This window comes from Anaerotruncus sp. AF02-27, assembly GCF_003465835.1.
In the GTDB taxonomy this organism is placed as follows: Bacteria; Bacillota; Clostridia; order Oscillospirales; family Ruminococcaceae; genus Anaerotruncus; species Anaerotruncus rubiinfantis.
In genome coordinates this window covers 50,389-76,632 of sequence record NZ_QSBX01000016.1, presented here as the reverse complement: position 1 = coordinate 76,632, position 26,244 = coordinate 50,389, and the positions used below count along the sequence as shown (strand labels likewise).

The following is a 26,244-nucleotide window of genomic DNA, read 5'->3' as shown; positions in this document are numbered from 1 at the left end:
CGCATGGGCGCGCACATGGTTGCCATCAAGCGCCTGGTCGCCGCCAAGAAGATCCGCGGCATCTTCCCCAACTGATATAACCAATCCCTACATCTCTATAATCATACAGCAGATTCCTGTATCCCCTTGTGCGGGAACAGGCGGGGTCTTCCTGCCTGTCCCCACACTGAAAAGGCGGTGCGATCTCTCCCGAGTCGCATCGCCTTTTCATATGGTTCGGCGTCTATTGTCCGGCTGTGAACGCATTCCCTCTATGGGAATTGCAACCTTCGGCTGCGCTCCGACGCAGCATATCTGCAAGAACTCAAAATACCCACGCAGCACAACGGTTACCTGATGGCCGAGTGGCATTTCTACGCGCCCGATCCCAGCAAAAGAAACGAACGCAAACTCTGGACAAGCGGGACAATGCAGGAACGTGCATTGATCGACGAAAAAATAAAGCTGGCGCTGGATTGGCAGAAGCAGACCAACGTCCCAACATGGGTAGGCGCGTGGATGCCGGGCAATTACAACGACGGGGATGACTATACGATTGAGGAGCAGATCCAATTTGCCGGCTATATGACAGAACAGTTAACCAATGCCGGAATCCCCTTTGCGGTTAATTCCGATACCAAATTTTATAGCAGGGAAAAGAATAAATGGATCACCAAAATACAGCCTGTTTTTAATGCAATCTACAATTAGTTTTATATAAATTTTTCCAGAAAACAGTAGACGATCCCACCTGTTTCTGGTATGATAGGAGCGTTGCGCGCTTAAAAAACGCCGAACAAAAATTAGGAGGAACTTATGAAAAGAGTACTTGCAATGATTCTTGCGGCAGCCCTGTCCCTCTCGGTTGGCATCACCGCCTTCGCGGCGCCGGAGGAAGGCGACTACATGACCGAGAAGGAGATCGCAGAAACCATCGGAAAAATCACGATGGGCAAAGGTGTACTGGAGCTGAATGCCGCCCACCCGTTCGATGCGGATGGAAAAGAAATTTCCGACGCCACTTCCGATTTCCGCTCGGACGAGGATTTCTACGTCACTTCCCCCTATCTGGCAAAAAACCCGGTTTTCAACGACCGCGACCTCTTCAAGGTCAAATTCGATAAGGACGACAACGCCAACCGGTTCCGCTATGTCCTAATCGTTGAGAAGAAATTCCCGGAACTCAGCGGGATTTGGGAGCCCTATAAAAACGAGCGCATCGTCGCCTTCCGCTTCATCCTGAACGAAACGCCGAGCGACGAGGAATTTAAGATCAGCGGCACCGCCATCTTCACCGCGAAGAAGGACATTGTCGCTTTTGACAGCCATAAACGATTTGAAGAAGCCACCGACGCGCTGCTCGCAGAGCTCAAAGCGGACGGGACTTCAGGCTATGTCGGCGTCATCAAGAAGGGCACCAAAATCGAAATCCCGGTCGAAGGCTTTGTGCAGAACACGAAATATGACGCCGATTACACCGCCACCGCGGGCGACGGTGGCATTGTGGTAAAGCCGCTCAAAAATGAAGACAGTGAAATCACCTGGGAAGATGCCAACGACACCCTTGCAAAGCTCTCGGTTTCCGGCGACAACGACACCTCCAAAATGGCGGTGAAGCTCTCCACCAAATGGTATCCCACCGCCCCTTATACCCCACTCTTCGCAAATCAGGACGCCTTCATCCGCAACTTCTGGCACAATCCGGAAATCCCCTCCACCTCCCGCGCAACGCTGGAACTGCCGGTCCCGTATGTGGATGAGGACGGCGAACTTACCGTCGAGGAGGATGACATCATCGTCTACGACGTTTCAAGCGGGCAGCTTGCCGACATCACCAGCAAAGGCAAGTTCGTTACAAACGATGACGACGAGCTTGTTTTTTCGCTGAAAACACGCCAGCTTGGAACCTACATTTTCGCATCTGAACCGATTGCCGTCCCAGCCAAGGCGGAATAAACAGCCAAAAGCCCCGCGTATGGAATTTCCATACGCGGGGCTTTTATGGATCTATCCAGGAAGGCGAATGCCAATAAAACGGCATTCGCCTTTTTCGCAGTATGCCCGCTCCCCAAATTGGATCAAACCATGTACTTCTCGAAGAATGCCGCCTTTTTTTCAAAGGGGATTACCTCCATTTTATCATAGAGGTCGGTATGAACGGCATCTGGAATGACCATCAGCTCCTTGTTGTCCCCTTTCAGCATTGCATAAGCATCTTTGCTGAAATAGAGGGAATGCGCTTTTTCGCCATGAATCAACAATACAGCGCTGCGTATCTCATCCGCATACTGCAAAATCGGCATGTTCAGAAAGGACAAGGAAGCGGTTACATTCCATCCGCCATTAGAATTCAGAGAGCGTTTATGATAGCCCCGGCTAGTCTTATAATAGTCGTAATAGTCCTTTATAAAGAACGGGGCATCCTCCGGCACAGGATCGACTACGCCGCCAGCCCTCGCATATTCCCCGTTTTTATAGTCTACAGTTCTCTGCGCGTTCAGAGCCCTGCGTTTTTCATGGCGGACTTCTTCGCTGTCCTCCAAATCAAAATATCCCTTTGCATTGACCCGGCTCATGTCGTACATAGTGGAAGTTACCGTCGCCTTGATCCTGGTATCCACCGCCGCCGCGTTCAAAGCCATTCCGCCCCAGCCGCAGATGCCAATGGTCCCGATTTTTTCCGGATCAGCATTGTCCTGCGCAGACAGAAAATCGACTGCGGCCTGGAAATCCTCTGTGTTGATGTCCGGGGAGGCCACGTATCTGGGCAACCCGCCGCTCTCGCCTGTAAAAGAGGGATCAAAAGCAATGGCCAAAAAGCCCTTTTCTGCCATTGCCTGCGCGTAAAGACCAGAGGACTGTTCCTTTACCGCGCCAAACGGACCGCTCACCGCAATGGCCGGAAGCTTCCCCTTTGCGTTTTTGGGAACATACAAATCCGCGGCCAGCGTAATGCCATAGCGGTTTCGAAATGTTACTTTCTGATGATCGACCTTTTCGCTTTTGGGAAAGGTCTTATCCCACTGCATCGATAGTTCAAGGTTCTCTTTCATGTCTAAAATACTCCTTTTTCCCATTTTAAAACCTCCCAAAGACAGATTTGACAAACCCGCCTCCAGTTGATATGATCAGTATAAGACATAAACCTAACTTTAGGTCAATATCCAATTTTAAAATCCAGGAGGACAGATGATGTATACGATCGGCCAGGTATCCGAGATGTTTGGATTGCCCATCTCCACGCTGCGGTATTATGACAAAGAAGGCCTGTTTCCTGACATACAGCGAATCTCCGGAATCCGCAAGTTTGGTGAAAAAGAGATGGAAGCCATTCGGGTCATTGAATGTCTGAAAAAATCCGGCATGGAGATCAAGGACATCAAACGGTTTATGCAGTGGTGTGTGCAGGGAAGCGAAACTTATCCGCAGCGCAGAGAGCTGTTCATCAAACAGAAAGCAACCGTAGAAATGGAAATTGAGCGGATGAACAGGGTGCTGGATATGCTGAAATTCAAGTGCTGGTATTACGGGGAGGCCATCAAGGACGGGAACGAGAAGCGGCTCAGCTGTATGAAACCAGAGGATATGCCGGAAGAAATCCGTCAGGCATATGAAAACGCCCATAAATAGGAAAATGAGCGTTCCGACGCAGAGCCGGAGCGCTCATTTTTCCAATTCAAGGATATCTCTGCACAAATCGATTTTCTCTGACATCGTGTCCGCCGTAATTCCAGCAGATCATTCAAACAGCATATTCTGCTGGATGCGGTACTGTTTGAGCTTGCGGTACAGCGTAGCGCTGCTGATGCCAAGTTCTTTGGCCACAAGCGATTTGGAGCGGGCGTTGTTGCCAAAGTCGTTAAGCGCTTTGATGATGAGTTCTTTTTCAGCGTTTTCCAAGTTGTAAGCGTTCTTCTTGTCGTCCCGCAGGCGCTCCAGAATCAGCTGTGGCAGGTTCTCCGGAGTGAGCACCTCCGCGTCGTCGTCGCTGTTCTCCACAATGTAGGAGATGACATTCTCAACTTCACGGATGTTGCCTTTCCAGGAATAATTGAGAAACATCTCCTTGAGCTGTTTTGAAATGGTCAAATTTTTTCCCGTCAGCTTATTGTAACGCTCCAAATGCCGCTCAACAAAGAGCAGTACGTCCTGCCCGCGTGCGCGCAGCGGAGGGATCTCAACAGTGTACATCTCCAGGATATAGAGCAGATCGTATCGGAAATCTCCCATCTGGGCCATCCGCCGCAGATTCGCACTGGTCGAACAGATCACCTTGGTGTTGTTCAGCTGGCTGCTGCGGATGATCAGCAGCAGAATATCCTGGTTGCGCGGGGAAAGCGTCTCAACGCCATCCACAAAAAAAGTGCAGCCGTCGATCATCTCGTTGCGAATGATCAGCCCATCCCCGCTGACATTTTCCGTATCCGGGAACATTTTCTGGAACATCTCATCCACATCCGCGTCCCGGCCAAGCCGCAGGAATCGGTTGTTGCGGCGTACGCTCTCATTGTGGATTGCATGGGCGTAGAGCTCTTTTCCTGTTCCGGGCTCGCCGCTCAGGAGGATGCAATTGGTGTTGTAGGAGGATTCCCGGCAGGCTTCGACCGCCTGTGCCCAGGGAGCGCTCGCGCCAAGCAGATAGTCAAAGGTGTATTTGTCCTGCGCCTGCGGCTGCTGGGCGGCCTCGTCGCGCGAACGGATATCGCTGAATACGAATACCCGCACAATCTCGTCATCTTCGACACCTTTGATCTGGCGGCATTTCCCCGAAAGGTCGTGACGTTTGTCTCGGATTTTAATCTCAAATACAGTGGCGTTTTCATCTCCGCCCGTCTTTTCCTGAACAGAAAGCTGTCGTATTTTACGCAGGTATTGCAGCTGCGCCAGCGTGTTGCCAAGGATCTTTTCACTGCGCTGGTTCATATAGAGGATCTGATTATTTTCGTCCAGAAGCAGCACGCCGTCCATAAGCAGGTTGCCGAGCTGGTCCTGCACGCGGCGGTCATACGACCGGATCTTCTGATCCTGGACTTCACGCGCCTTGAGCGCTATCAGCGACGCCATATGGTTTGCAAAAACAAACATCTGCTCATAACGGCCGATGATTTCCGTATACTGTTCCGGGGAGGAGGATGCGATCCCCAGCGTACCAATCACTTCCATATCCAATTTGATTGGCACCCGCAGTTCGCACTGGTCTTTACAAACCGAAAGGTTCAGGCAGTTCTGGCAGAGCGGCTCCATTTCGGGATCTTTGATGAAGATGGGCCGGCCCGTTTCAAGCACCCGGGCGCTGACACGCCCGCTGTGCAGGGAACTGCCAATCCTGCGCGCAAACCGCCCCGTCCCGGCAACCCGTATGAGGTTCTGATCCGCGACGTCCACATCGGCAGGAAAGATCATCGACATCATCCCGACATATTGCGTGATATCCTTCTGGATGCTCATCAAAAGGGTTTCCATATTGCCCTCCTTTTCCCTGTCTGCACCATTTCCTAACATCATAGCATAATTGAAAAAATTTGAACAGGTTTCACGTCCCTCCCGAAATGGAACGAACCCACGGTTCTGACCGCAGGCTCGTTTCCACTTCCAGGGGTGTCTCATACGGAGACTGGGTATATGTAGATGGAAAAGGGACCTCTTTAATAAAGGCTGATCGCGCCCACCGGGCAGACCTGGGCGCACAGGCCGCAGCCGTCGCATTCACCGTCCAGCACACGGCGCACGCCGTCGCCTTCCCCAATCGCGCGGTAAAAGCAGCTTTTCTGGCATTTCCCGCAGTTGGTACAACGGTCCGCATCGATGTGAGAGAACTTCGGCTCCTCGGTCGCAAGCTGTTCGACTGTGGTGAGCCGCCCGAGCGCGATGCCGCGGATTTCATCGAAGGATCGATAGCCCTTCGCATCCATCCATCCGTCCAGATCCTTCAGAATCTTTGTGATCACACCATAGCCGTTTAACATAACCTCGGTGCAAATCTGGACGGTGGAAGCGCCGATCATGATATATTCGACGATATCTTTGTAGGAGGTCACTCCGCCAACCGCCGAAATCGGGACATCGACCGCTTTTGCAACCTCAATCAGATGGCGCATTACAATCGGTTTGATTGCCGCGCCCGAATAACCGCCAAACGCCCGCAGATACGGGATTCCCGTTTCGATATCCACACCCGCGAAAGATTTGATCGTGTTGCTGATGGTGATTCCGTCCGCGCCTTCGCCGACACATGCTTTGGCAATCGGCACCATATCAGCGACGTTCGGGGTGAGCTTGACGGTGAACGGCACCTTGGAAACCGCCTTGCAGGCTTTCACCTGCGCGGCAACCAGCTCCCAGTCCTTGCCGATGTGCATACCCGCCGAGGCGGACGGCATCGGGCAGGATGCGTTGAGCTCAAACAGGTCGACCATGCCACTGTCCTGCAGGGTTTTGACGATCTCGGCGGTTTCCTCCGGCTCCGGCATTGCCATGACACTGATATGCATGGTTGCTCCGCCGCTTTTGGCGATGGCAAACTCCTCCTGTGCCCACTGTTCACGGGTTTTATCGGTGAACAGTTCCAGGTTGATCATGCCGATGGGGCGGTTGTTGTAGCGATGCAGGACCATCCTGCCGTTGCGCGGCTGCGCGCTCCAATCGTCCTTCGGGCCGATTGTCTTTGGGATTACGCCGCCGATCCCCGCCTTTGCCGCAAGCAGCATCGCCTCGCCGTCCCAGCCGGGGCTCGCGGATGCCAGGACCAACGGATTCCGATATTTCACACCGCAATAGGATACTTCAAGATTTGCCATTTGTCTGTTCCACCTTTCCTCTTTCCGCGCGCTCATTGTCTATCTAAACGCCGATAAAATCGCAGTTTTTCCGTATTTATGATATCCTGTTTGAGGGGTCCAGGCAATCGAATTGGGGGCGCCATTGAGAATTTTCCGGCAAACTTTCATCTCTTTGTCATTTTGAGAAGAATTTGTTAAAATAAAAAACTTACTTTCTCAGTTTGAGCCCATCCGTCATCTTACGATACACAAAACCGCTCCGGCAGGACATTGCAGCCCTGCCGGGGCGGCCTGTTCCAGCCTGTGACGCGCGGGAAATCAGCCCTGCGGCTTGCCGCGCACAAGAAAACGTCCCGCGCCTTCTTCCCCTAAGAATTCCCGGCCGTCCACGATCACCTTCCCGTTTGCAACTGTCTGAGCCACCGCGGCATGCATCTGCATGCCCTCGAACGGTGTATAATCGCTGCGCTCATGCAAGTCCTTTGCTGTGAGCGCATAAGAAACACCGGTGTCGAGCACCACAATGTCCGCGTCGCTGCCTTCGGCAATGACCCCCTTTTGGGGATAGATCCCATAGAGCTTCGCAGGCTCGGTCGAAAGCATCTCAACCATCCGACCGACACCGATGCGGCCCTGCGCCACGCCCATTTCATACAGTGTTACAAGTCTTGTCTCGATGCCCGGCAATCCTCCCGGCACACCGTAGAAGGTGTCGTTCATCCGTTTTTGGCTCAGGTAAAAGCCGCAGTCATCGGTTGCCATCGTACATTTTACATCGCTTTCAACAAGCTCTCCCCAAATGGCGTCCCGGTCTGCCGCACCGCGAATCGGCGGATGCAGAATGTAGTCCCGACCGTTTTCCTGCGTATAAACTTCGCGTGTGAAGGCAAGGTACTGCGGACAGGTCTCTCCATAGACCGGATACCCTGCTTTCTGCGCGGCCGCCACGCTTTTGGCGCCAGCCGCGCTCGAGATGTGCCGGATCAGCAGCTTGCAGCCAGTCTCTTTCGCGATTTCAATACAGCGGTCTACTGCTTCCGCTTCCGCCTCATCGGGCTTATATTGCGGAAAATAGACCGCGCCGGTCTTTCCTTCCGCGAGCAGGTGGTTTTTGGCGGCTTCGATCATATCATCGTTTTCGGCGTGCACCGTCACGATTCCACCCGCCTTTGCAATTGCGGCAAAAGTCCGCCGGAGCCCGGGGGTATCGATGTAAAGCCCGCCGTCCTTATAGGTCGTATGGACCTTGAAGGAGGTGAAACCCATCTCCATCAGCTTGGGAATCGCGTCGATCGTCTCGTCGTCCACCGTCGTGATGGTCGCGTGAAAACCGTAATCGACCACAGCGTGACCCTTCGCCTCCTTGACGCGGTCCTCGCAGGCCATGATGAGCGGCACGCCCTTGATCTGCTGGGCGAAGTCGACCAGCGTGGTCACGCCGCCAAACGCGCCCGACATGGTGCCGTCGTAAAAATCGTTCATCGTCTTGGTTCCGGCGAACGGCATGTTCATATGCGCATGGGTCTCGATTGCGCCGGGGATGACTGTTTTCCCAAAGGCATCTATGACCCTGACGGCCTCGGCATCGAGGCCTTTTCCCACTTTGGCGATCTTCCCATCCGTCACCGCAATATCCACAACGCCAAGGTCCTGCGGCGCATAGACATGCCCGTTTTTAATCAGCAGTTCATATTTCATCTTTCACACCCGCTTTCTACTGAATGAATCTTCCTGCTGCGCAGCGCCAGCCGGCAGGATCGGCGCGTCCGGTCACCGGGAAGCATTCAGCTTCTCATTGACCTTCTGCACCGCATTGATGATCGGGATATAGCCGGTGCAGCGGCACAGGTTACCCGAAAGCGCAAGCCGGACTTCGTCGCGCGTGGGGTTGGGGTTCTTGCGCAGCAGCGCATACGCGCTCATCAGCATGCCCGGCGTACAGTATCCGCACTGCACAGCTCCTTCCTCAAGGAAACAGCGCTGCAGGGTCTTCCCGATTTCTGTTTCGCTGAGGCCTTCCACCGTGAGGATATCCTTTCCGTCCATCTGGCCGGAAATCACCATACACGAATGCATGGCCTCGCCGTTTACAAGCACGGTGCAGGCCCCGCATTCGCCGATGCCGCATCCCTCCTTGGTACCGGTGAGGTTCAAATCGTCGCGCAGGACATCCAGCATACGGATATCCGGACGGGTGGCAACGGTATAGGGCTTTCCGTTCAAAGTGAAGGAAATTGTAATTTTATCCAATTTTCTCACCTCCCAGGAGTTCTCTCAGCACCCGTTCACAGAGCTTCTGACAGACGGGCTGTTTATACTTTGTGGTGGGCCGGATACCCGCGATTTCCGGGATCTTATCCGAGACCTGTTTCGCAAATGCCGAAAGTTCCGCTTCGGAAGGGATTTTCCCCACAAGCGTGCGGTTGATCTCTTCGAATACGACCGGCTGTGGGAAAACCGAACCGACTGCCAATTTGAGATCCTCCACGCGATTCTGTGCATCGGTTTTGAGGCACGCCGCAATCGTCATGCGGGAGATCGAAAGGGAATTGCGCCGTCCAAGTTTATAAAAATACGCACGGTATCCGTCATATTTCGGGACAATCACGCTGGTGATCAGCTCGCCATTTGTCAGGCTGTTGCGGTAGGGCCGTGAAATAACCTCGGTGAGCGTCATCAGCTTTTCGGTGCCGTCCACACATTTCACCAGCACTTTTGCGCCAAGCGCCGCCAGTGCCGAAAGGTCATCCGCCGCCGGAGAGGCATTTGCGATATTGCCGCCGATGGTGCCGCGGTTGCGGATCTGCGGGGAGCCGACCGTCAGCGCCGCCTGCGAAAGCAGTTCGGCATATTTCTGCACCAGCGAGGACTCATGCACGGCGGCATGGGTTGCCAGCGCGCCAATTTGAAGGGTGTCAGCTGTTTGTGAAATCCCGGTCAGCTCCCGGATGCCCGTGATGTCCACAAGGTATTTCTGCGCGAAACGGTCGTCTTCACGCGCCTGAACCATCACATCGGTACCGCCCGCGAGATAGACGGTTTCGCCTGGATACTGCGCAGCATAGGCAAGCGCCTGCGTCACAGTGACCGCGCGCAGAAACCCTTTGATCTTGATGCTCATTGTTTCTCCTCCTCGCAGAAAAATACCGCTTCCAGGTTCGCCGGAAGGCTGCGGATATGTTTCCCGTTGCCCATGGCGTGGTTGACCGCGTTGACATAGGCCGCGCCGCAGGGATCGAACGCGGGTTCACCGAGCGAACGTGCGCCATATGGGCCGCGCGGATCGGGATTTTCCACGATGATCGGCACGACTTCTCGCACATCCATTGTGGTCGGGATGATGTAATTGTCGTAGTTGAGGTTCCTGATCACACCATCCTTGCAGCCGAGGTCCTCGGTAAGCGCCCAGCCCTGTGCGCCGACCAGCCCGCCGACAATCTGGCCCTTGGCCATCTGCGGGTTGATCGCGCGGCCCACATCATGCGCCGCGACAGACTTGAGCACTTCGGTCTTACCGGTGTCCATATCCACTTCCACTTCGACCATTGCGCAGGAGAAGGTAAACATATAAAAAGCGTCTCCGTGTCCGGTCTTGCCGTCCCAGGTGAGCGGCGGGGTCTTGTAGTTGCCGACGCTTGCGGCGGTGCGGCCGCTGTCGTAACAGAGTTTCACCGCCTTATCAAACGGCATTTCGGTCTCGCCGAAGGTCACCTTATCGTCGTAGTAATGGATTTCTTCCGGAGCAATCTCATATTTTTCGCACAGCGCCTCGGAGACGATTGCGTGAATTTTCGCAGCGGCGTCGTTGATCGCGTGGCCGCCGAGATAGGTGCCGCGGGAAGCGAGCGCCGCGCCGGTGAGCGGAGCCCGGCTGGTATCGGGATCGTTGATGGTGATGCGGTTGATGTCACAGCCGAGCGCTTCTGCCGTCATGATCTTCATGGTGGTGAGAAGCCCCTGTCCGATCTCCGCAAGGCCGATCGAAACCAGCACGCTGCCGTCCTCTTCGACTTCTATGTAGACGCGACCGTTATCCTGGATCACCGTTCCGACGCTGTTTCCGCGCAGGCTGCAGGAGATCCCGACGCCGCGGCGGACGCTGCCTTTGTTTTCTCGGGAATATTTCCAGTATTTATTTTCGAAGTCGATCTCTTTCGCGGCGGCGTCGAGCACATCGAGCGCGCCGATGCGGCACCAGTCCATCTTCTGGCCGGTTCCGTTGACATCGCCGGTTTTCATGATGTTGCGGCGGCGGAATTCATAAGGCGAAAGACCGAGTTTTTCAGCGACCTCGGTCATCGCGCACTCCCGCGCGAAGATTCCCTGCGGGTTGCCGAAGCCCTGGTAGGAGCCGGTGTGGATGTTGTTGGTCATTACCGCGCGTCCATAGAAGTAGGCGCTTGGGGAATTGTACGGTCCCGCGCCGAGGGTGATCGCCTTGCCCATGATGCCCTTGGCTTTGTTCACATAAGCGCCCGCGTCCGAGATGAAATCGCCGGAAATCGCGCGCAGCATGCCGTCCTTTGTGACGCCGATTTTCATGTGCATATAAAACGGATGCCGCTTGAAAGTCTCGCGCACCGACTCCTCACGCGTCAGCAAATATTTGATCGGCCGCTTGGTACGCACCGCGAGCAAAGCCGCGCGCACCGCGATGGAAACCGTGCTCTCCTGTTTGCCGCCAAAGCTGCCGCCAATGACCGTCTGCCGGATGGTTACGCGGGACATCGGGATATTCAGGCACTGGCAGACCGATTCGCGCGCCATATAGAGGTTTTGCAGGCAGCCATAAACGGTGACCGCGCCGTCGTGGATGCTCGGGATGCCGATGACGACCTCCGGTTCGGTGTAGACATGCTCCTGCCAGCTGGTCTCGTAGTCCTGCTCAAAGATGAGGTCAGATTCCGCGAAGCCTTTTTCGATGTCTCCGTTCGACGCGACATAATCGCAGTAAACGTTGGTCGGGAACAGGTCGGTAACCACGGTGGGATTGTTGATCGCCGTGCGCGGATCATGCAGCGCGGGCAGCGGCTCGTACTCCACTTTGACCAGTTTGACTGCCTCAGCGGCAATCTCCGGGGTTTCGGCCGCCACGACGGCGACCACGTCGCCGTACATGCGCACCTTGTCGTCCGCGAGGACATACTGGTCCGAAACGACCTCGCCGATCGTTTTTGAGCCGGGCAAATCCTTTGCAACCACCACATCCGCCACGCCTTCCAGCGCCAGCGCTTTGGACTTATCAATCGAAAGGATCTTTGCGTGCGCATATTCTGAATACACGCCTTTGGCGTACAGCATATTGAGCATCCGGACGTCGGAGCCGTAGATCGCCTTGCCGGTGACTTTCTCCATGCCGTCTATGCGCTCATGCGTCTTATTGACGTTCTTGAATTCCAAAATATCACTCTCCTATCTGCCTGGGGATAACTGTTTCTGTGCCGGTGTAACCAGGAACATTTCTTGCCTTAATCATACGGGCCCGCTTTTTCAATTTCAACAAATTGGACGCCGGATGTGAAATAGAATGTCCTCAAGGGGCGATTCGCAAAAATAAGAAAAATTTTTCTCGTATTGAGAAACGCGTGAAGGATGGAAAAGGGCCGCTGAAACACGGTTCGGCGGCCCTTCTGAAACGCTGCTATTTAATCGGCTTTCTGCGGGACCTTTGGGAGCAGGCTGTTGCAGAGAACACCCGCTACAACCGCGAGGAACAGTCCGGAAACCTTGACCGTGCCGACCATAACGCCGTCCGCCGCAAGACCGAGACCGATCACCAAGATCACCGCTACGATGATGATGTTGCGGGACTGGGCGAAATCGATCTTCGCTTCCGCTACCGTGCGTACGCCGATCGAGGCGATGGAACCGAACAGCAGGATCGAAACGCCGCCGATAACCGCGTTGGGGATCGACTGGAGCAGCCCGCCGAGTTTGCCAAACAGGCTCAGGCAGATCGCCATGACAGCCGCGGTGCGCAGGATCTTCGGATTGTAGGCGCCGGTGACGGCGAGCAGGCCGGTGTTCTGGCTGAAGGTGGTGTTCGCGTTGCCGCCGAAGAAACCGGAAGCCATGGTCGAAAGGCCGTCGCCGAGCAGGGTGCGGTGGATACCGGGGTCAGACAGGAAGTCTTTTCCCACAACCGCGCCGTTGGTGGTGATATCACCGATATGCTCCATAAAGGTCACAAACGCGATCGGCGCAATCAGGAAGATGATACTCATGTCAAATTTGGGGAAGGAGAAGAACTGACCGGAAAAATCCCAGAAAGGCTGTATCCAGGAAGCCTCCGCAAGCGGGGTGAAATCAACCAGCGGGGTCGCCGGATGAGCAACCATGTCATAAATGATCGAGCAGACATAGCCGGAAGAAATGCCGATGAGAATCGGGATAATTTTGAGCAGGCCCTTTCCGTAGACATTGAAGTAAATTACGACCGCAAGCGTGATGATCGCAATCAGCCAGTTCTGCTGCGCCATGCCGATCGCTTTCGGCGCGAGCTTGGTACCGATGACCATGATAACCGGGCCGACGACAATCGGCGGGAACCAGCGTTTGATCCGCTCATGGCCGACGAAGTAAGCGACACACGCCAGGATGCAGTAGACAAGCCCAGCCGCCATAACGCCGCCCTGCACGTAGGGGATGTTCTCGATGTGGCGGACAGCATTTCCGGACGCGTCCGTGACGAAAACGACCGAGGCGATGGTGGCAACGTAAGCGGTAGATGCACCGACAAAGATCGGAACTTTGCCTTTGGTGACCAGATGAAAAATCAGGGTTCCGAGGCCCGCGGTAAACATGCAAACCGGGGTGTTCAGTCCGGCCATCCGCGAAGTGAGAACGATGGACCCAAACATTGCGAACAGATGCTGTAAGCCGAGCAGGATGTTTTTTGAACTCAGGTAACTCATTTCTTCTGTCGATGCCGCGGTGGTGTTACTCATTTCATACCCTCCATGTTTTATTTTTTACAAATTATTCCAGTCTATCTGTAAACCACGCCTCCTGTCCCATCTGCAATCCGCAATTTTATTTGTTTGCTTTGGATAGTTTTTCCGTTTCTGTATGTTCATTTTATTGCTTTTTGCACATTTTGCAATTACTTTGCAAGGTTCGGGAGAAATTTTTCTCACGAAAAACCGCATCCTTTTGTTATGTGAAATTTTTCTCAAAATAAGAGGAATGCAATTTTTCTAAAAAAACGCCTCAAAATGGGACGCAAACAAAAAAACAGCCGGATTCATACGAATCCGGCTGTTTTTCCGATCACCAAACAGGCAGGCGAACAAAAAACGCGATGGGATCAATCCCTTATTTGGTTGATATCAGGCATCAATTTCACAGACCGCACAGCTGATAGCAATATTGCCCAGCAGGCATTTTTCCATCTTTTCAATGCTGACGCGGTCGTTCGGACGGTGCGCATAGACCTCCTCGCAGCAGGAATACCCGATGGTCGGGATTCCAAGCTTGCGGTCAAGCCAGGCGCCGTCTGTCCCGAAGTCCCATCTGCTGAATTTGGGCTCCTGACCGAGCTGCTTGAGGCTGTCAACTGTTTTGACAACATATTCATTGTCCGTAGGGACGAGATATGCGGGCTTGTCCAGCGGGCACACCTCGTGGAATCCGGTGTAACTGGTATGGTCGAGATCCCGAATACGGATATCAAAATTCGATTCCGGGTCGGCCGCTTTCAGCTTATCGGCCACGGCGCGATACTGCGCAAGGATATCCTCCGATTTCTGGTCAGGCAGGAATCGGTAATCAACATTTACCTGGCAGACATCCGGAACCGTGCAGCCCCATCCAGGCTGGCAGCTGATATGAATCATGCTCTGGGTGCCCTGGCCAAGGAATTCATCGGTTGGCAGGTCTTTCGAGAGCTTGTCAATTTCGACAATGAATGGCGCCATCTTGGAGACGGCGTTGATGCCCAGGCGCGGAGCGCTCGAATGGCTCATAAGGCCGCGGCTGATGACCTCAATTTCAATCTTGCCGCGATGGCCAAGATAGACATCGAGACCCGTCGCTTCACCAAGAACCGCAAACGCGATGGGTTGTTTGAGTGTGTCGGTAAGGTGCATGGCGCCCCACATATCGCCCGGCTCCTCATACACCACAAAGGTGAGGATGATGTCGCCCTTGAGCTTGACACCGCATGCTTTGATCAGATAGGCGGCATATACCTGAGGGGCCATGGCGCCTTTGGTATCCGAAGCGGCGCGTCCGTGAATCCAGCCGTCCGCGATTTCGGCGCTGTAAGGAGGATATTCCCAGTCATCGAGATTGCCGGGAGCGACATGGTCCATATGGCAGTTATAAAGGATGTTCGGGCCGTCTCCGGTTCCTTTGATAATTCCGATAACGTTACCAATCGGATCGACATACGCTTCATCAAAATCCAGCTTTTTAAGCTCGGCAAGGATCACCTGTGCGACGTCGCCTTCTTTCCCCGATTCACTCGGCGTGCGGATCAGGCGTTGCGCGAAGTCAATCATATCTTCTTTGACTTCTTTCGCTTTGGCATTGAACTGAGACAACAGTTCCTGGTTCATTGTCATTCCTCCCTCGGTTTGAATACAGCCGCAAACAGGCCGTAAGCTTTTATCTTATCTCCATTATAATTGTACAAATTATATAATTCAAGCGATGTCATATCGCGGCAATTTTATATTTCAGCTTTTCGTAACATCTATAAAATATTGAAAATATTGTTTCATTTTGAGAAATTTGAGTATAAATGAATGATATTTTCCGATTTCAGAGGTTTTATGAAATCCAATTTCCATTGCGGGGTTGCCATATGTCTTCCGCATCTTGTGCTCTTTGAAGCAAAAATGCTATACTAAAATCAAATTCCGGGCACCCGTCAGGGCTGCCCTTTCAAACCCCATCAGCTTTCCCCCCGCAAAAGCGGTTTTACCGCTCCAAAAGCAAAATTTGCGCCTGCCGAACAGGTGATAAAGGAGAACTGAAGTTATGTTGGATCATGAACAGCTGGAAGCGCTGCGGTACTTTGACACCCCCACCGTCTGCAATGCAATCGAATTTTTCAAACTACGGCCGCGCACCTGCGGTTTCGGTCTGCCGGGGATGGTCTGGCGCGGCGGCGACAGCTCGAAAGCGATCGTCGGCTATGCCGTGACGGCGCGCGTCGGCGCCATTTTTCCGGAGACACCGGAGCAGAAAGAGCTAAAGATGCAGCTTTATGCAAACGCGCGGGCGGTTGAAGGGCCTTCGATCATCTGCATCCAGGACACGGATCCGCATCCAATCGGTTCCTTCTGGGGCGAAGTACAAGCCAGCATCTTTCGATCGCTCGGCAGCGTCGGGACTCTCACCGCGGGCGGCGTACGCGACATTCCCGCAAGCGATACGCTTGGATTCGCATTTCTCTCCACCCATGTACTTGTTTCCCATGCCAATATCCATGTGGAAGCAATCAACTGCCCGGTTCAGATCTGCGGGCTTGAAATCCGTCCCGGAGATCTTCTCCACGCGGATATGCATGGCTTCACCGTGGTTCCCGGCGAGATTGCGGACCGGCTTGCGGCGGCCTGCGAAGCTGCAGCTGCAAGTGAGGAGCCTGTGATCGGCCCCTGCCGTGAAGCGATTGAACGCGGGGAGCGCCCGACGATTGAGGATCTTCGCGCCTGGAACGCAAAGATGGGCGCGGAGCGCCAGAAACTGAACTTCTGATTCCAGTCAGGCATAAAATGCACCCGCCGCAGGTTTAAAAAACCGCGGCGGGTGCATTTTGGCGTTCCGGAAAAGGACTGGCAAGCTGTTTAAGCTTGCTCATAATGCCGTTTTACGAACTGGGCGAACTCCAGGACATAACTCTTGGGAGCGCTGTTTTTCCGCAAAGCCAGATAGAGATCCCGTTTCCGGGAGTATTCCGGCAGCTCGAACATCAGCAGCCTTTTGGCTATGAGAAAATTGTGAGCGGCCTTTTCGGAAGTGATTGAGATTCCCAGTCCGCCGGCGACAAGGTTTTTAATCGCCTCCTGGTCGTTGACCCGGGCGGTGATCTGAAGATCCTCCTCGGAAACGCCTAGGCTCTCCAAAAAATAATCGATGCTTTTTTTGCTGCCGCTCCCTTTTTCCCGCAGGATGATGGGTTCCTTGAGCAGTATTTCAACCGGGGTCTGCGCCTGTTCTTTCAGCGCCAGAAAATGCTCGTTGACCGGTGTAATCACAACCATATGGTCCTGGCAAAACGGTGTGCAGTCAAGCCGTCTGTCCTCGCTCTTCATCCCCATAAGCCCGATGTCAAAGACTCCGTCCAGCAGCCCGTCCGCAACCGTCTGACTGTCGCTTTGGTGGATGATGAAATAGACCTCCGGATGGTCCTTTCCATATACGGGAAGAACCTCCGGCAGGATGTAAGCGGAGGGAATGGTTGACGCCCCCAGATGGATGATCTTTTTTTCCACCTCAGAGCAGTGCTTTATCATCCGGTCCCGCAGTTCCATAATATTGACGGCATAGTCATACAGCTCCTGCCCGTTGCAGGTCAGTTCAATGCTTTTCGTCGTTCGCAGGATCAGCCGGGTGCGCAGCTCCTCCTCCAATGCCCGGATATGGGCGCTGATGGTGGGCTGAGAGATGTATAACCGTTCCGCCGCCTTTGTAAAGCTGTTATGCTTTGCCACCGCGATAAAGGACTGCAGCTGTTTAAATTCCATTCCCCGCCTCCAGGATCTTGTGCAGCGCATGAACCGCCGCATCCACCTCATCCCCGCTGTTCCACCATCCAAAGGAAAATCGGATGGTGCCCGTCGGATAGGTGCCCAGCGTTTTGTGGGCGGCAGGCGCGCAGTGCAGCCCCACCCGGGTCATGATCCCATAAGCGTCATCCAGCTGGCAGGCCACATGAGAAATATCCTGTCCCGGCGTTTGCAGGGAGACCACACCAGTTCTGCCCGCGGTATCTTTTTTCCCCACAACGCGGAGCAGGCCGCTGTTTTCCAAAGGTTCCAACCCTGCCAGGAAACGGCCTGTGAGCTGAAGTTCATGCTCACGGACAGCCGTGATCCCTGTTTTTTGCAGCCACAGCAGTCCAGCGTGAAGCCCGATGATTCCCGGCAGATTCATGGTGCCTGGCTCAAAGCGGTCCGGCATAAAATCCGGGATCTCCTCCGTGTGGCTGAGGCTTCCAGTCCCGCCGGAAATAAGCGGCTCCAACAGGGGGATCATCTCCTCCCGCAGCAGAAACCCGCCGATCCCCTGCGGCCCCAGCAATCCTTTGTGGCCGGTGAACGCCAGCGCGTCGATACACATTTCCTCCATGTCGATCGGCCACACCCCGGCGGTCTGTGCCGCGTCCACAAAGAATCGCAGGCCGTTGGCCCTGCAAAACCGCCCGACTTCCCGAACCGGCAGAAGCGTGCCGCATACATTGCTCGCATGGGTCATCACAACCGCTTTTGTATTTTCGCGCAGATATGCCTGCAGCATTTCCGGCGAAAGCTCTCCCTTTTCGCTGCAGGGTACGCGGGAAAAGCTTACGCCGCTTTGGGAGAGCTGCGTAAGCGGACGCATTACGGCGTTATGCTCCATGGAGGACACCAACACATGGTCGCCCGGCCTCAGATATCCCTTCATCAGCAGATTCAGGCTCTCGGTCACGTTTTTTGTAAACACGGCGTTCTTACAATCCTGCCCGCCAAACAGTTCACACAGAAGCCGGCGGGTTTCGTAAACCGTCTCCTCAACCTGATAAGCCTGCTCGTAGCACCCACGGTTGATATTGCTGCCCACCTGGGTCATGTAATGGAAGATGCTTTCCGAAACCTCCCGCGGTTTGGGAAAGGATGTGCTGGCATTGTCAAAATACAGTTTCCGCAAGATGAATCGCCCCTTAAATTGATCATTTTCCAACCCCATTTTAGCAGATATTTATTTGATTTACAAATAAATCTATTTGTATAATTAATAAATACAATTGGATTCCAAAATTTTACTGTGCTATAATAAGCGCAAAGCAAACGGTAAATACCGTTTGCGGCCACCACAAGCGGGCCAAATTGAGGAGGATATCGGAATATGGACTTAAAAAGTGAAAAAAGCGGCATTATCCTGGCAGGGATCTTCATCGGGATCATCGCGTCGCTGTTGGTGCTCTTCGGGAATCCGGTGAATATGGGCTTTTGCATCGCCTGCTTCCTGCGGGACACCGCTGGGGCAGTGGGGCTCCATTCCGCCGCCGCGGTCCAATATATACGCCCTGAAATCATCGGGCTGGTATTGGGAAGTTTTCTGGTGGCGCTGGGGAAAAAGGAGTTTATCCCGCGGGGCGGGAGCGCTCCATTGACCCGTTTTGTACTGGGCTTTTTTGTGATGATTGGATGCCTCATGTTTTTGGGCTGCCCCTTCCGGATGATCCTCAGGCTTGCCGGCGGGGATTGGAACGCGCTTTTGGGGCTGGGCGGTTTTATCTGCGGCATTCTGGCTGGCGTATTTTTTCTGAACCGCGGTTACTCCCTCAAGCGCACTTATCCGTACGCAAAACTGGAGGGTTCCCTTTTCCTGGGCGGACAGGTCATACTGCTCGTTTTGCTGGTTGCCGCGCCGGCCTTTATCCACTTCACCGAGCCGGGGGACGGCCCGGGCGCCAAGCACGCCGCCATTCTCCTGAGCCTTGGAGCGGGCCTGATTGTAGGGGCACTGGCACAGCGGACGCGGTTGTGTATGGTTGGCGGAATCCGGGATATGGCGCTGTTCGGTGAATGGAAGCTGCTGGCGGGGTTCGTGGCCGTTTTTGCCAGCGCGCTGGTCTGCAACCTCATTTTGACAGCGGTCACCCCCGATACATACTTCCAAGCGGGCTTCGCGGGGCAGGCGGTCGCCCATACCGACGGTCTGTGGAACTTCCTGGGGATGCTGCTGGTGGGCTTCGGCTGTGTCCTTCTGGGCGGCTGCCCGCTGCGCCAGTTGGTGCTTTCCGGCGAGGGCAATACCGACAGCGCCATCACCGTTATCGGTCTGGTGGCGGGCGCGGCATTCGCACATAATTTCGGGCTGGCTTCCAGCGGTGAAGGCCCCACCGCCAACGGTATGATTGCCGTGGTGATCGGAATTGGCGTTGTCCTGTTGATCGCCTGTCTCAACACCTTCCATAAGCAAAAGCTGTAAAGGAGCATAAAGATGAACAAATTGGATGCAAGGGGATTGTCCTGTCCGGAACCTGTCATTATGATACAAAAGGCGATGCTCTCTAAAGAACCCGCCTATCAAATTGTGGTGGACAATCCCGCCGCCAGGGAGAATGTAACGCGATATGCGGAGCATCAGGGCTATCAGGTCGCCGTAACGGAAAAAGATGGGGAATACACCCTGTCCATTACCAGATAGATGATTTACATTGCCACTTTTTATTCCCACTTTGGCGCTATCCGCTTCAAAAAGCTTTGCGACGCCAGGAACTGGAAGGCCAAAATCATGCCCGTGCCCAGAAAACTGAGCAGCAGCTGCGGCTCGTGTGTGCGGTATGAGGGGGATTTTGCCTGTCCCACGGATTCTGTTCCCGAAGAAGTGGAACAGATTTTCCAGGTGACAGAGGACGGTTACCGCATATGCGGATAACACCCATGTTGGAAATCCATAAAAATATTTTCCGTTTGCGGCGAAATAGATTCCAATAAAAAACCGCCGGCCAAATTTTGGCCAGCGGTTTTTCTCTGTTCAAATGACGCCCAAAGCTTTGGCCTTGGCAATGATTTGGGCTTCCTCTTCAGGAAGCACCGAAACAAACGGGCTGCTCACAAGGTTGGTGGAATAAAGGCCCATCTCCCGCAGAACCGTCTTGCAGGCACTCTGATAAGCGCCCGTGTCGACCATGACCATTGCGGCGAAAATATCCATAATCCGCTCCTGGAGCGCCTGCGCGCGTTTCAGGTCCCCCGCCCGGTACGCATCGAAAATCTCGACAAATTCCTTTGGCGTGACGTTCGCAAGCGAAGAAACCGATCCGTCCCCACCCATCACATAGGACGGCAGCGTGGCAAAATCCTCGCCCATCAGCACGCTGAAATCGTCGTTTGCGCGCAGCATCTGGCGCAGGCGGCAGAAATAGAAGAAATCATCCCCCGCGGCGACCTTGATGCCCACGATGTTTGGATGCTTTGCAAGTTCCAGAACGGTTTCCGGTTCGATGGTCAGCTTGGTTTCTCCAGGCTGGTGATACAGCCAAAGCGGCAGATCGCACCGATCCGCAACCAATGTGAAAAATTCAAGCAGCGCACGCTGATCGACGTGGGAATAGTATGGCGGGGTGAGCATCAGCTCAGCTGCGCCGCATTTTTTTGCCAGCTCACACAGCTTAAGCACATTTTCGGTGGAACAGTCGCTCACCAGCGAAACAACAGGAACCTTCCCCGCAGCGGCCTTGACAGCAGTCCGGGTGACAAGCTCCTTCTGTTCAAAAGTGAGGTTTGCGAATTCACCGGTGCCGCTCGGAACGAGCAGGCTGTGCACGCCCGCATCCACAAGGAAACGGATGTGCCGGTCGAGCTCCGCCTCAGCGATCTTGCCCGACTGATCAAACGGGGTCATAACAGGGACCATAATCCCCGAAAAATATTTAGCCATAATTGCCTCCTGAATTCGGTTCAATTAATTTTGTGGGACGCGGCAGGCTGGAATTGGCCTGCACGACAATTTCAAATTTGTCGCTGCGGTAAAGCGACTCTTCGACCGCCACGAGGCGGTCATTCTGGTCGTAGACCCGGCCGCGCAGGAGCAGGGCGGCCGCGCCGCGTTCCTGGTGGAGCAGCTTTGCCTGTTTGGAATGCAGCGCGACAGCCGTATAAATCTCCTCTGAACGGGTCATGAAAATGCCATACTGCTTTTCGAGGAATTCATAGAGCGAGCCCCCCTGGTACCGGTCGCTGATATCCGGGCAGATCTCCTGCGGGATATAACTGGTTTCCAGGCTGTAGGGGACCGCGTCCAGCATACGGCGGCGGGTGAGAGTGTTAAAGAGCGCGCCCTCCGGCAGCCCAAACTGGGTCGCAGTCGGAAGGTTTGCTTTCACTTTGACCGCCTCGAGCAACTCGACATGAGAGGTCATCCCGCTTTCCTGGAAGAGCTGGGTGCCGCTTTGCAAGCGGGTGATATTGGAAGAAATCTTCTTCTCGGACACAAAGGTGCCTTTTCCGCGTTTTCGGGTGACAATCCCCTCAATTACGAGGTTTTCCAACGCATTTCGGACAGTGATATTGCTCACATTAAATTCCTGCACCAATTCCTTTTCAGAAGGCAGCAGCGCACCGGGATCATAGAAATTCGCGATCCGCTCCCGCAGGATTTCGGTCAGTTGGTAGGTCAGGGTCAGCGGCCCTTCTCTGTCCAGTTTTTGCATGGCGACACCTCATCATGATTTCCGCATATTTTAATCAGTCAACCTGACAGATTTTATTGGTGATCTGGAATTCCCCCGCGGTGAGCCCGCGATTTTCCGCAATCCGCACCAGCAGCAGTTCCATCACCATGGCGGACGCCATGGCAAATTGTTCGGCGGTTGCGGCATGCAGCTGGATGCAGCCCGGAAGCTCGCATGGGAGATTGGTCACCATCACCACATGGCTTCCATATCCGGCAATCTGTCTGGCCAGCTCCAGCATTTTGGGGAAGGTCTCCGGTTCGTTCGCATAGAAAACCGCCCGGTGGCCGGGCCCGCAGATTTCAATCGGTCCGTGATGGAAGCCGCCGGAGGTAAACGCACGCGCCGCGCAGTTCGCGCCCTCCATGAATATGAGCGCGCTCTGGTTGGCAACGGTCATCGCGGCGCCGCCCCGGCCGATGAAATGGACCATGTCGGCGGGTGCAAGCGTCTTGGCGGCTGCCGCGATTTCGGCGGGCAGCTCCCGCAGAACCCGCTCCATTTCAGGAACCGCAGCGTCCAGCTCCCCGCAGAGGGTTTCGGGCAAACCTTCGGCCACGCAGCATTCCAGCAGATATAAAAGCGCCATCGTGTTCGTAAAGGTTTTGTTGGTGATACTTTTTTCGGGGCCCGCGTGCAGAAGCAGCAGGACGCTGCTCGCGCGGGCCAGGGTGGAATCCGGCTGGTTGGTGATGCCGATAATTTTGGCGGTTCCCCGGAGCTTTTCGGTGAGCCGGTCAATTTCGACGCTCTCACCGGATTGGGAAATCAACACGACGACATCTCCAGGATGGATGATTCCGAGACAGCTCTCCAGCAGCTCCCCCGCTTCCAGAATAACCGGACGAACCCTGGCGCAAAGCTTCCCATAGACGCACAGCGGCGCATGGAAAGAGGTGCCCATACCGCTGAAGACAACGGTCCCGCTGCTGCGGATCAATGCCGCCGCGGCCTTTATGGACGCAAAATCCTCCTGCCGGTAACGGGCAAGCATCCCGCGCAGCTTCTCCGGCTGGGTTTTTACCTCGTTGTAAAAATCTGACATAGTGTTCTCCTACTATCTTACCATAATTTGAAGGCTGTTTTCAATATCTGTCCACGTTATATCCCATTTACGCCGGATATGCCGGCGCAAAAGCGGAATGTTTCCGGTCATCCGGCCAGCGACGGCACAAACAGGACAAACGGCGGGAAATAGGTGATGAGCAACAGCACCACCACGTTGATCAGGAAAAACGGCATCATCGCCTTGGCGATCTTTTCAACCGGCAGCTGGCTGATTCCGGAAGCCAGGTACAGGCAGGAGCCGACCGGCGGGGTGATGAGGCCCTGCGCCAGGTTGAAGCACATGAATACGCCGATATGTACCGGGTCCATATTCATTTCCACCAGGATCGGCAGAAGGATTGGTGCCAGAATGATGCACGACGGGGTCGAATCCATAAAGGTGCCGACAAACAACAGGAACAGATTGATAATGAGCAGCAGGACAAACTTGTTGTTTGTGATTCCAAAGAGCAGCTCGACAACCATCTGCGGGACCCGTTCCTGAGTCAGGATATAGCCGAAAATGGAAGACGTGCAGAGAATTACCATGACCGAACCGACCATTTTCGCGGATTTAAAGAAGATCCCCGGCAGGTCGCTCCATCTGATCTCGTGGGTGACCAGGCTCAGGAAAAGCGCATAGACAACCGCCAGCACCGCGGATTCGGTAGCGGTTGCGATACCGGTCACGATGCCGCCGATGATGATAACCGGAAGCAGAAGGGTCGGCAGGCCCTGCACGATGAAACGAAGGCATTCATGCAGGCTCAGGCGTTCACCCGCCGGAATGTTGACGCTGAGCTTTTTGTTGTGCGCATAGAAGAACACGAGCGCCATCTGCGCAAGCCCCAGCAGGATGCCCGGGACCATGCCGCCCAAAAAGAGCGACCCAATCGAAACGCCGGTGACCGATCCAAAGATGATAAAGAGCATGCCGGGCGGTATGATCGAGGAGATGGTGGAGGAAGCGACGGTGACGCCGGCGCTGAAATCCTTGCGGTATCCGGCTTTCTCCATTGCCGGGATCAGCACCGATCCGATCGCCACAGTGTCCGCTGTGGCCAGCCCCTGTACGCCGCCAAACAGCATGCTGACCAGCACGTTTACATAGGCGAGCCCCCCGCGGAAGCGCCCGACAATCGCGCGGGCCACGTTGACCAGCTTTTGGGTCAGGCCGCCGGTATTCATAATTTCCCCCGCCAGGATAAAGAGCGGCAGCGCGATAAAGATGAAGTTTTCGAGCGAAATGGTCATCTTTTGTGGTACCATGGAGATGGGCATTCCGTTTGCCATCAGGTAAAACAGCGAAGCCAGCCCCAGTCCAAATGCAATTGGCACCCCGATCGCGAGAAAGAGCAGAAGCAGGAGGAACATGATCCAGATACTCATTCGGCAGGCACCTCCTTCTGATTTTTCCCAAAGAGCCCCTTGACAGTGTCTCCGATGGCAAGCAGGCAGTTATAGGACATGATCACCGCGGAAACCGAAAAGGCGGCGGAGATATAGCCCATTTTGATCTTTAAGACCGGGCTGATCCGGTTCATCGCAAACTGAATGATTTCCACGTTTCCAATCGTGCAGACGACAAAGAAGAAGATCAGCAGCAGATTCACAACGATCTTCAAAAGTTCCTGCGCAATACGCGGAAGCTGATCGGTGACAAGCGTCAGCGAAACCACCTGGTTATCCCGCATTCCCATGCTGCATCCCATAAAGACCATCCAGATCAGTAGATAGACGGTGAGTTCCTGGGCCCAGTCGATCGAAAACTGAAAAACATAGCGGGAGATCACCTGCAGAAACACCAGAACGACGATTGCCATCAGCGCAAGCTCGACAAAGTAACCGCTGATTTTATAGATGATATCACTTATTTTTCTTAGCATATCCGAGTCCTCAATCCCTTTTGAATTGGAGCTGCTGTCAAAGTGGGGACGCTGCGATAATGCAGCGTCCCTCCGGGTCAGATTTAACGGACACTGTTAATGGCGTCAATGTATTTCTGGCATTCGGGATATTCCTTGACAAGGTTGTCGTAAACCGGCTGAACCAGTTCAAGATACGGAGCGGTGTCCTCCACCTTGGTCCAATCCTTGAAGTTGTTGTCCTTGAGTTCCTGCAGCTGCGCGGCGTTCTGATCCCAGGCCGCTTTGATGACGCCTGGCAGATCCTCTTCCACGACGCGTTTGACGATCTCCTTATTTTTGTCGGAGAGCGCGTCATAGGACTTCTTGCTGATGACGCAGGTCTGGGTGGATGCGAAAAGCGGGATATCGCAGTAATAGGGGGCGACTTCATAGGTGGCAAGGTTCTTGAAGGCGACGCCGTCGTTCATCCAGGCGTCGACGACGCCCATCTTGAGCGCGTTGTAAACGTCATTATAGGGGACGGCGATCGGGACGGCGCCCAGCGCGGTCATAGTGTCCATCTGCACGGCGACTTCCATGGTGCGCCATTTGACGCCTTTGAAATCTTCCGGCGAGTTGATGGTCTTTTTGACCAGGTTCGGCTGGCGGTAGCCCAGGATGCTCCAGTACCAGACCTCAAGGCCGCTGGCTTCGAGCTTGGCGTTCATTTCCTTGGCTTCGTCGGTCTTGGCAAACCGGTCGGCATGGTCGAAATCATCAAAGATGAAGGGCAGGTCCCCCACGTTAAAGCTGGATTCAAGGCCCGCGAGCAGCGCGCATCCCATCTGGGCCGCATCGAGCGAACCGGTCTGCAGGTTCTGAAGCAGATCGGCTTCGCCCCCGAGCTGTCCGAGCGGATAAAACTCGACCTTGAGCTCCCCGCCGGTTTCCTCCTCAATGCGTTTCCACATCGCTTTGTAAGCATTCGACTGGTTGGTGTCCTCCGCGTCGAAGGTGGAAAACTTCCAGGTGGTGACCTGCGCGGGAGCGGCTGGGTCGGATGCCGCTTCACTCTGGGCGGCGGCAGACGATGCGGGCGCGGCGGGCGCGGAGGACGCCGCCGGTTTGGACGACGTGCAGCCGCTCATCACAGTGAGCGCCATGGCCGATGCGAGCAGTAGTGCAAAGATTCTTTTCATTTTGT

Annotated in this window: 24 protein-coding genes; 7 read left to right on the top strand and 17 right to left on the bottom strand. The window is 54.5% G+C overall.

The annotated features are described in order from the left end of the window. The first annotated feature begins 408 nt into the window (after positions 1-408). Complete coding sequence (locus tag DWV16_RS12620; RefSeq protein ID WP_158572864.1) at positions 409-690, top strand: hypothetical protein; 282 nt, start codon at positions 409-411, stop codon at positions 688-690. A gap of 105 nt (positions 691-795) precedes the next feature. Continuing rightward, positions 796-1,935 (top strand): hypothetical protein, encoded by a 1,140-nt coding sequence (locus DWV16_RS12615; RefSeq protein ID WP_118479552.1) that lies wholly within the window; start codon positions 796-798, stop codon positions 1,933-1,935. Between the two features lie 122 nt (positions 1,936-2,057). Here the strand turns inward: DWV16_RS12615 and DWV16_RS12610 are convergent, their stop codons facing one another. Continuing rightward, positions 2,058-3,032 (bottom strand): alpha/beta hydrolase, encoded by a 975-nt coding sequence (locus DWV16_RS12610; RefSeq protein ID WP_118479550.1) that lies wholly within the window; start codon positions 3,030-3,032, stop codon positions 2,058-2,060. Between the two features lie 139 nt (positions 3,033-3,171). On the opposite strand from DWV16_RS12610, the gene DWV16_RS12605 reads away from it, so the two are divergent. Then, a complete protein-coding gene (locus DWV16_RS12605; protein WP_066456407.1) occupies positions 3,172-3,609 on the top strand; it encodes a MerR family transcriptional regulator in 438 nt (145 codons plus the stop codon). A 108-nt stretch (positions 3,610-3,717) separates the two neighbouring features. Here DWV16_RS12605 and DWV16_RS12600 read toward each other — a convergent pair whose 3' ends face one another. From DWV16_RS12600 to DWV16_RS12565, 8 genes are all read right to left on the bottom strand, one after another. Next, complete coding sequence (locus tag DWV16_RS12600; protein ID WP_158572862.1) at positions 3,718-5,442, bottom strand: sigma 54-interacting transcriptional regulator; 1,725 nt, start codon at positions 5,440-5,442, stop codon at positions 3,718-3,720. Between the two features lie 182 nt (positions 5,443-5,624). Further along, positions 5,625-6,776, bottom strand: a complete 1,152-nt coding sequence (locus DWV16_RS12595) for a 4Fe-4S binding protein (protein ID WP_066456403.1) — start codon at positions 6,774-6,776, stop codon at positions 5,625-5,627. Between the two features lie 300 nt (positions 6,777-7,076). Further along, a complete protein-coding gene (gene hydA / locus DWV16_RS12590) occupies positions 7,077-8,456 on the bottom strand; it encodes a dihydropyrimidinase (RefSeq protein WP_118479546.1) in 1,380 nt (459 codons plus the stop codon). A 72-nt stretch (positions 8,457-8,528) separates the two neighbouring features. After that, positions 8,529-9,008, bottom strand: a complete 480-nt coding sequence (locus DWV16_RS12585) for a (2Fe-2S)-binding protein (protein WP_118479544.1) — start codon at positions 9,006-9,008, stop codon at positions 8,529-8,531. After that, on the bottom strand, positions 9,001-9,879 hold the full coding sequence (locus DWV16_RS12580; RefSeq protein ID WP_066456397.1) for a xanthine dehydrogenase family protein subunit M: 879 nt from the start codon (positions 9,877-9,879) through the stop codon (positions 9,001-9,003). The genes DWV16_RS12585 and DWV16_RS12580 overlap by 8 nt, the downstream gene beginning before the upstream one ends. After that, complete coding sequence (locus DWV16_RS12575) at positions 9,876-12,158, bottom strand: xanthine dehydrogenase family protein molybdopterin-binding subunit (RefSeq protein WP_066456392.1); 2,283 nt, start codon at positions 12,156-12,158, stop codon at positions 9,876-9,878. The genes DWV16_RS12580 and DWV16_RS12575 overlap by 4 nt, the downstream gene beginning before the upstream one ends. Positions 12,159-12,403: 245 nt before the next feature. Continuing rightward, positions 12,404-13,705: a uracil-xanthine permease family protein gene (locus DWV16_RS12570; protein WP_118479542.1), complete on the bottom strand. Its 1,302-nt coding sequence runs from the start codon at positions 13,703-13,705 to the stop codon at positions 12,404-12,406. A gap of 381 nt (positions 13,706-14,086) precedes the next feature. After that, positions 14,087-15,316, bottom strand: a complete 1,230-nt coding sequence (locus DWV16_RS12565) for a M20/M25/M40 family metallo-hydrolase (RefSeq protein WP_158572861.1) — start codon at positions 15,314-15,316, stop codon at positions 14,087-14,089. A gap of 424 nt (positions 15,317-15,740) precedes the next feature. Here DWV16_RS12565 and DWV16_RS12560 point away from each other — a divergent pair, with 424 nt between their 5' ends. Further along, positions 15,741-16,460, top strand: a complete 720-nt coding sequence (locus tag DWV16_RS12560) for an RraA family protein (protein ID WP_118479538.1) — start codon at positions 15,741-15,743, stop codon at positions 16,458-16,460. 89 nt (positions 16,461-16,549) lie between these two features. Here DWV16_RS12560 and DWV16_RS12555 read toward each other — a convergent pair whose 3' ends face one another. Next, complete coding sequence (locus DWV16_RS12555) at positions 16,550-17,449, bottom strand: selenium metabolism-associated LysR family transcriptional regulator (protein WP_118479536.1); 900 nt, start codon at positions 17,447-17,449, stop codon at positions 16,550-16,552. Then, positions 17,439-18,611 (bottom strand): aminotransferase class V-fold PLP-dependent enzyme, encoded by a 1,173-nt coding sequence (locus DWV16_RS12550; RefSeq protein ID WP_066456384.1) that lies wholly within the window; start codon positions 18,609-18,611, stop codon positions 17,439-17,441. Before DWV16_RS12550 ends, DWV16_RS12555 begins: the two co-directional genes overlap by 11 nt. 198 nt (positions 18,612-18,809) lie before the next feature. On the opposite strand from DWV16_RS12550, the gene yedE reads away from it, so the two are divergent. Genes yedE through DWV16_RS12535 form a run of 3 tightly spaced genes read left to right on the top strand, consistent with a single transcriptional unit; the run spans position 18,810 to position 20,348 of the window. After that, a complete protein-coding gene (yedE, locus tag DWV16_RS12545; RefSeq protein WP_066456379.1) occupies positions 18,810-19,898 on the top strand; it encodes a YedE family putative selenium transporter in 1,089 nt (362 codons plus the stop codon). A 12-nt stretch (positions 19,899-19,910) separates the two neighbouring features. Then, the gene (locus DWV16_RS12540; protein WP_066456377.1) at positions 19,911-20,117 is read left to right on the top strand and encodes a sulfurtransferase TusA family protein; all 207 of its coding nucleotides are present in this window, start codon (positions 19,911-19,913) and stop codon (positions 20,115-20,117) included. Beyond that, positions 20,118-20,348 (top strand): DUF3343 domain-containing protein, encoded by a 231-nt coding sequence (locus tag DWV16_RS12535; protein ID WP_118479534.1) that lies wholly within the window; start codon positions 20,118-20,120, stop codon positions 20,346-20,348. A gap of 99 nt (positions 20,349-20,447) precedes the next feature. Here DWV16_RS12535 and DWV16_RS12530 read toward each other — a convergent pair whose 3' ends face one another. From DWV16_RS12530 to DWV16_RS12505, 6 genes are all read right to left on the bottom strand, one after another. After that, positions 20,448-21,353, bottom strand: a complete 906-nt coding sequence (locus tag DWV16_RS12530) for a dihydrodipicolinate synthase family protein (protein ID WP_066456374.1) — start codon at positions 21,351-21,353, stop codon at positions 20,448-20,450. Continuing rightward, a complete protein-coding gene (locus tag DWV16_RS12525; RefSeq protein ID WP_118479532.1) occupies positions 21,346-22,125 on the bottom strand; it encodes a GntR family transcriptional regulator in 780 nt (259 codons plus the stop codon). The genes DWV16_RS12530 and DWV16_RS12525 overlap by 8 nt, the downstream gene beginning before the upstream one ends. Positions 22,126-22,159: 34 nt before the next feature. Then, a complete protein-coding gene (locus DWV16_RS12520) occupies positions 22,160-23,191 on the bottom strand; it encodes an SIS domain-containing protein (protein WP_066456369.1) in 1,032 nt (343 codons plus the stop codon). A gap of 107 nt (positions 23,192-23,298) precedes the next feature. Continuing rightward, positions 23,299-24,582, bottom strand: a complete 1,284-nt coding sequence (locus DWV16_RS12515; protein WP_118479530.1) for a TRAP transporter large permease — start codon at positions 24,580-24,582, stop codon at positions 23,299-23,301. Next, positions 24,579-25,079 (bottom strand): TRAP transporter small permease, encoded by a 501-nt coding sequence (locus DWV16_RS12510; protein ID WP_066456365.1) that lies wholly within the window; start codon positions 25,077-25,079, stop codon positions 24,579-24,581. Before DWV16_RS12510 ends, DWV16_RS12515 begins: the two co-directional genes overlap by 4 nt. A gap of 83 nt (positions 25,080-25,162) precedes the next feature. Beyond that, entirely contained in the window at positions 25,163-26,239 is a 1,077-nt protein-coding gene (locus DWV16_RS12505) for a TRAP transporter substrate-binding protein (RefSeq protein WP_118479528.1), read from the bottom strand. Between the last annotated feature and the right edge of the window lie 5 nt (positions 26,240-26,244).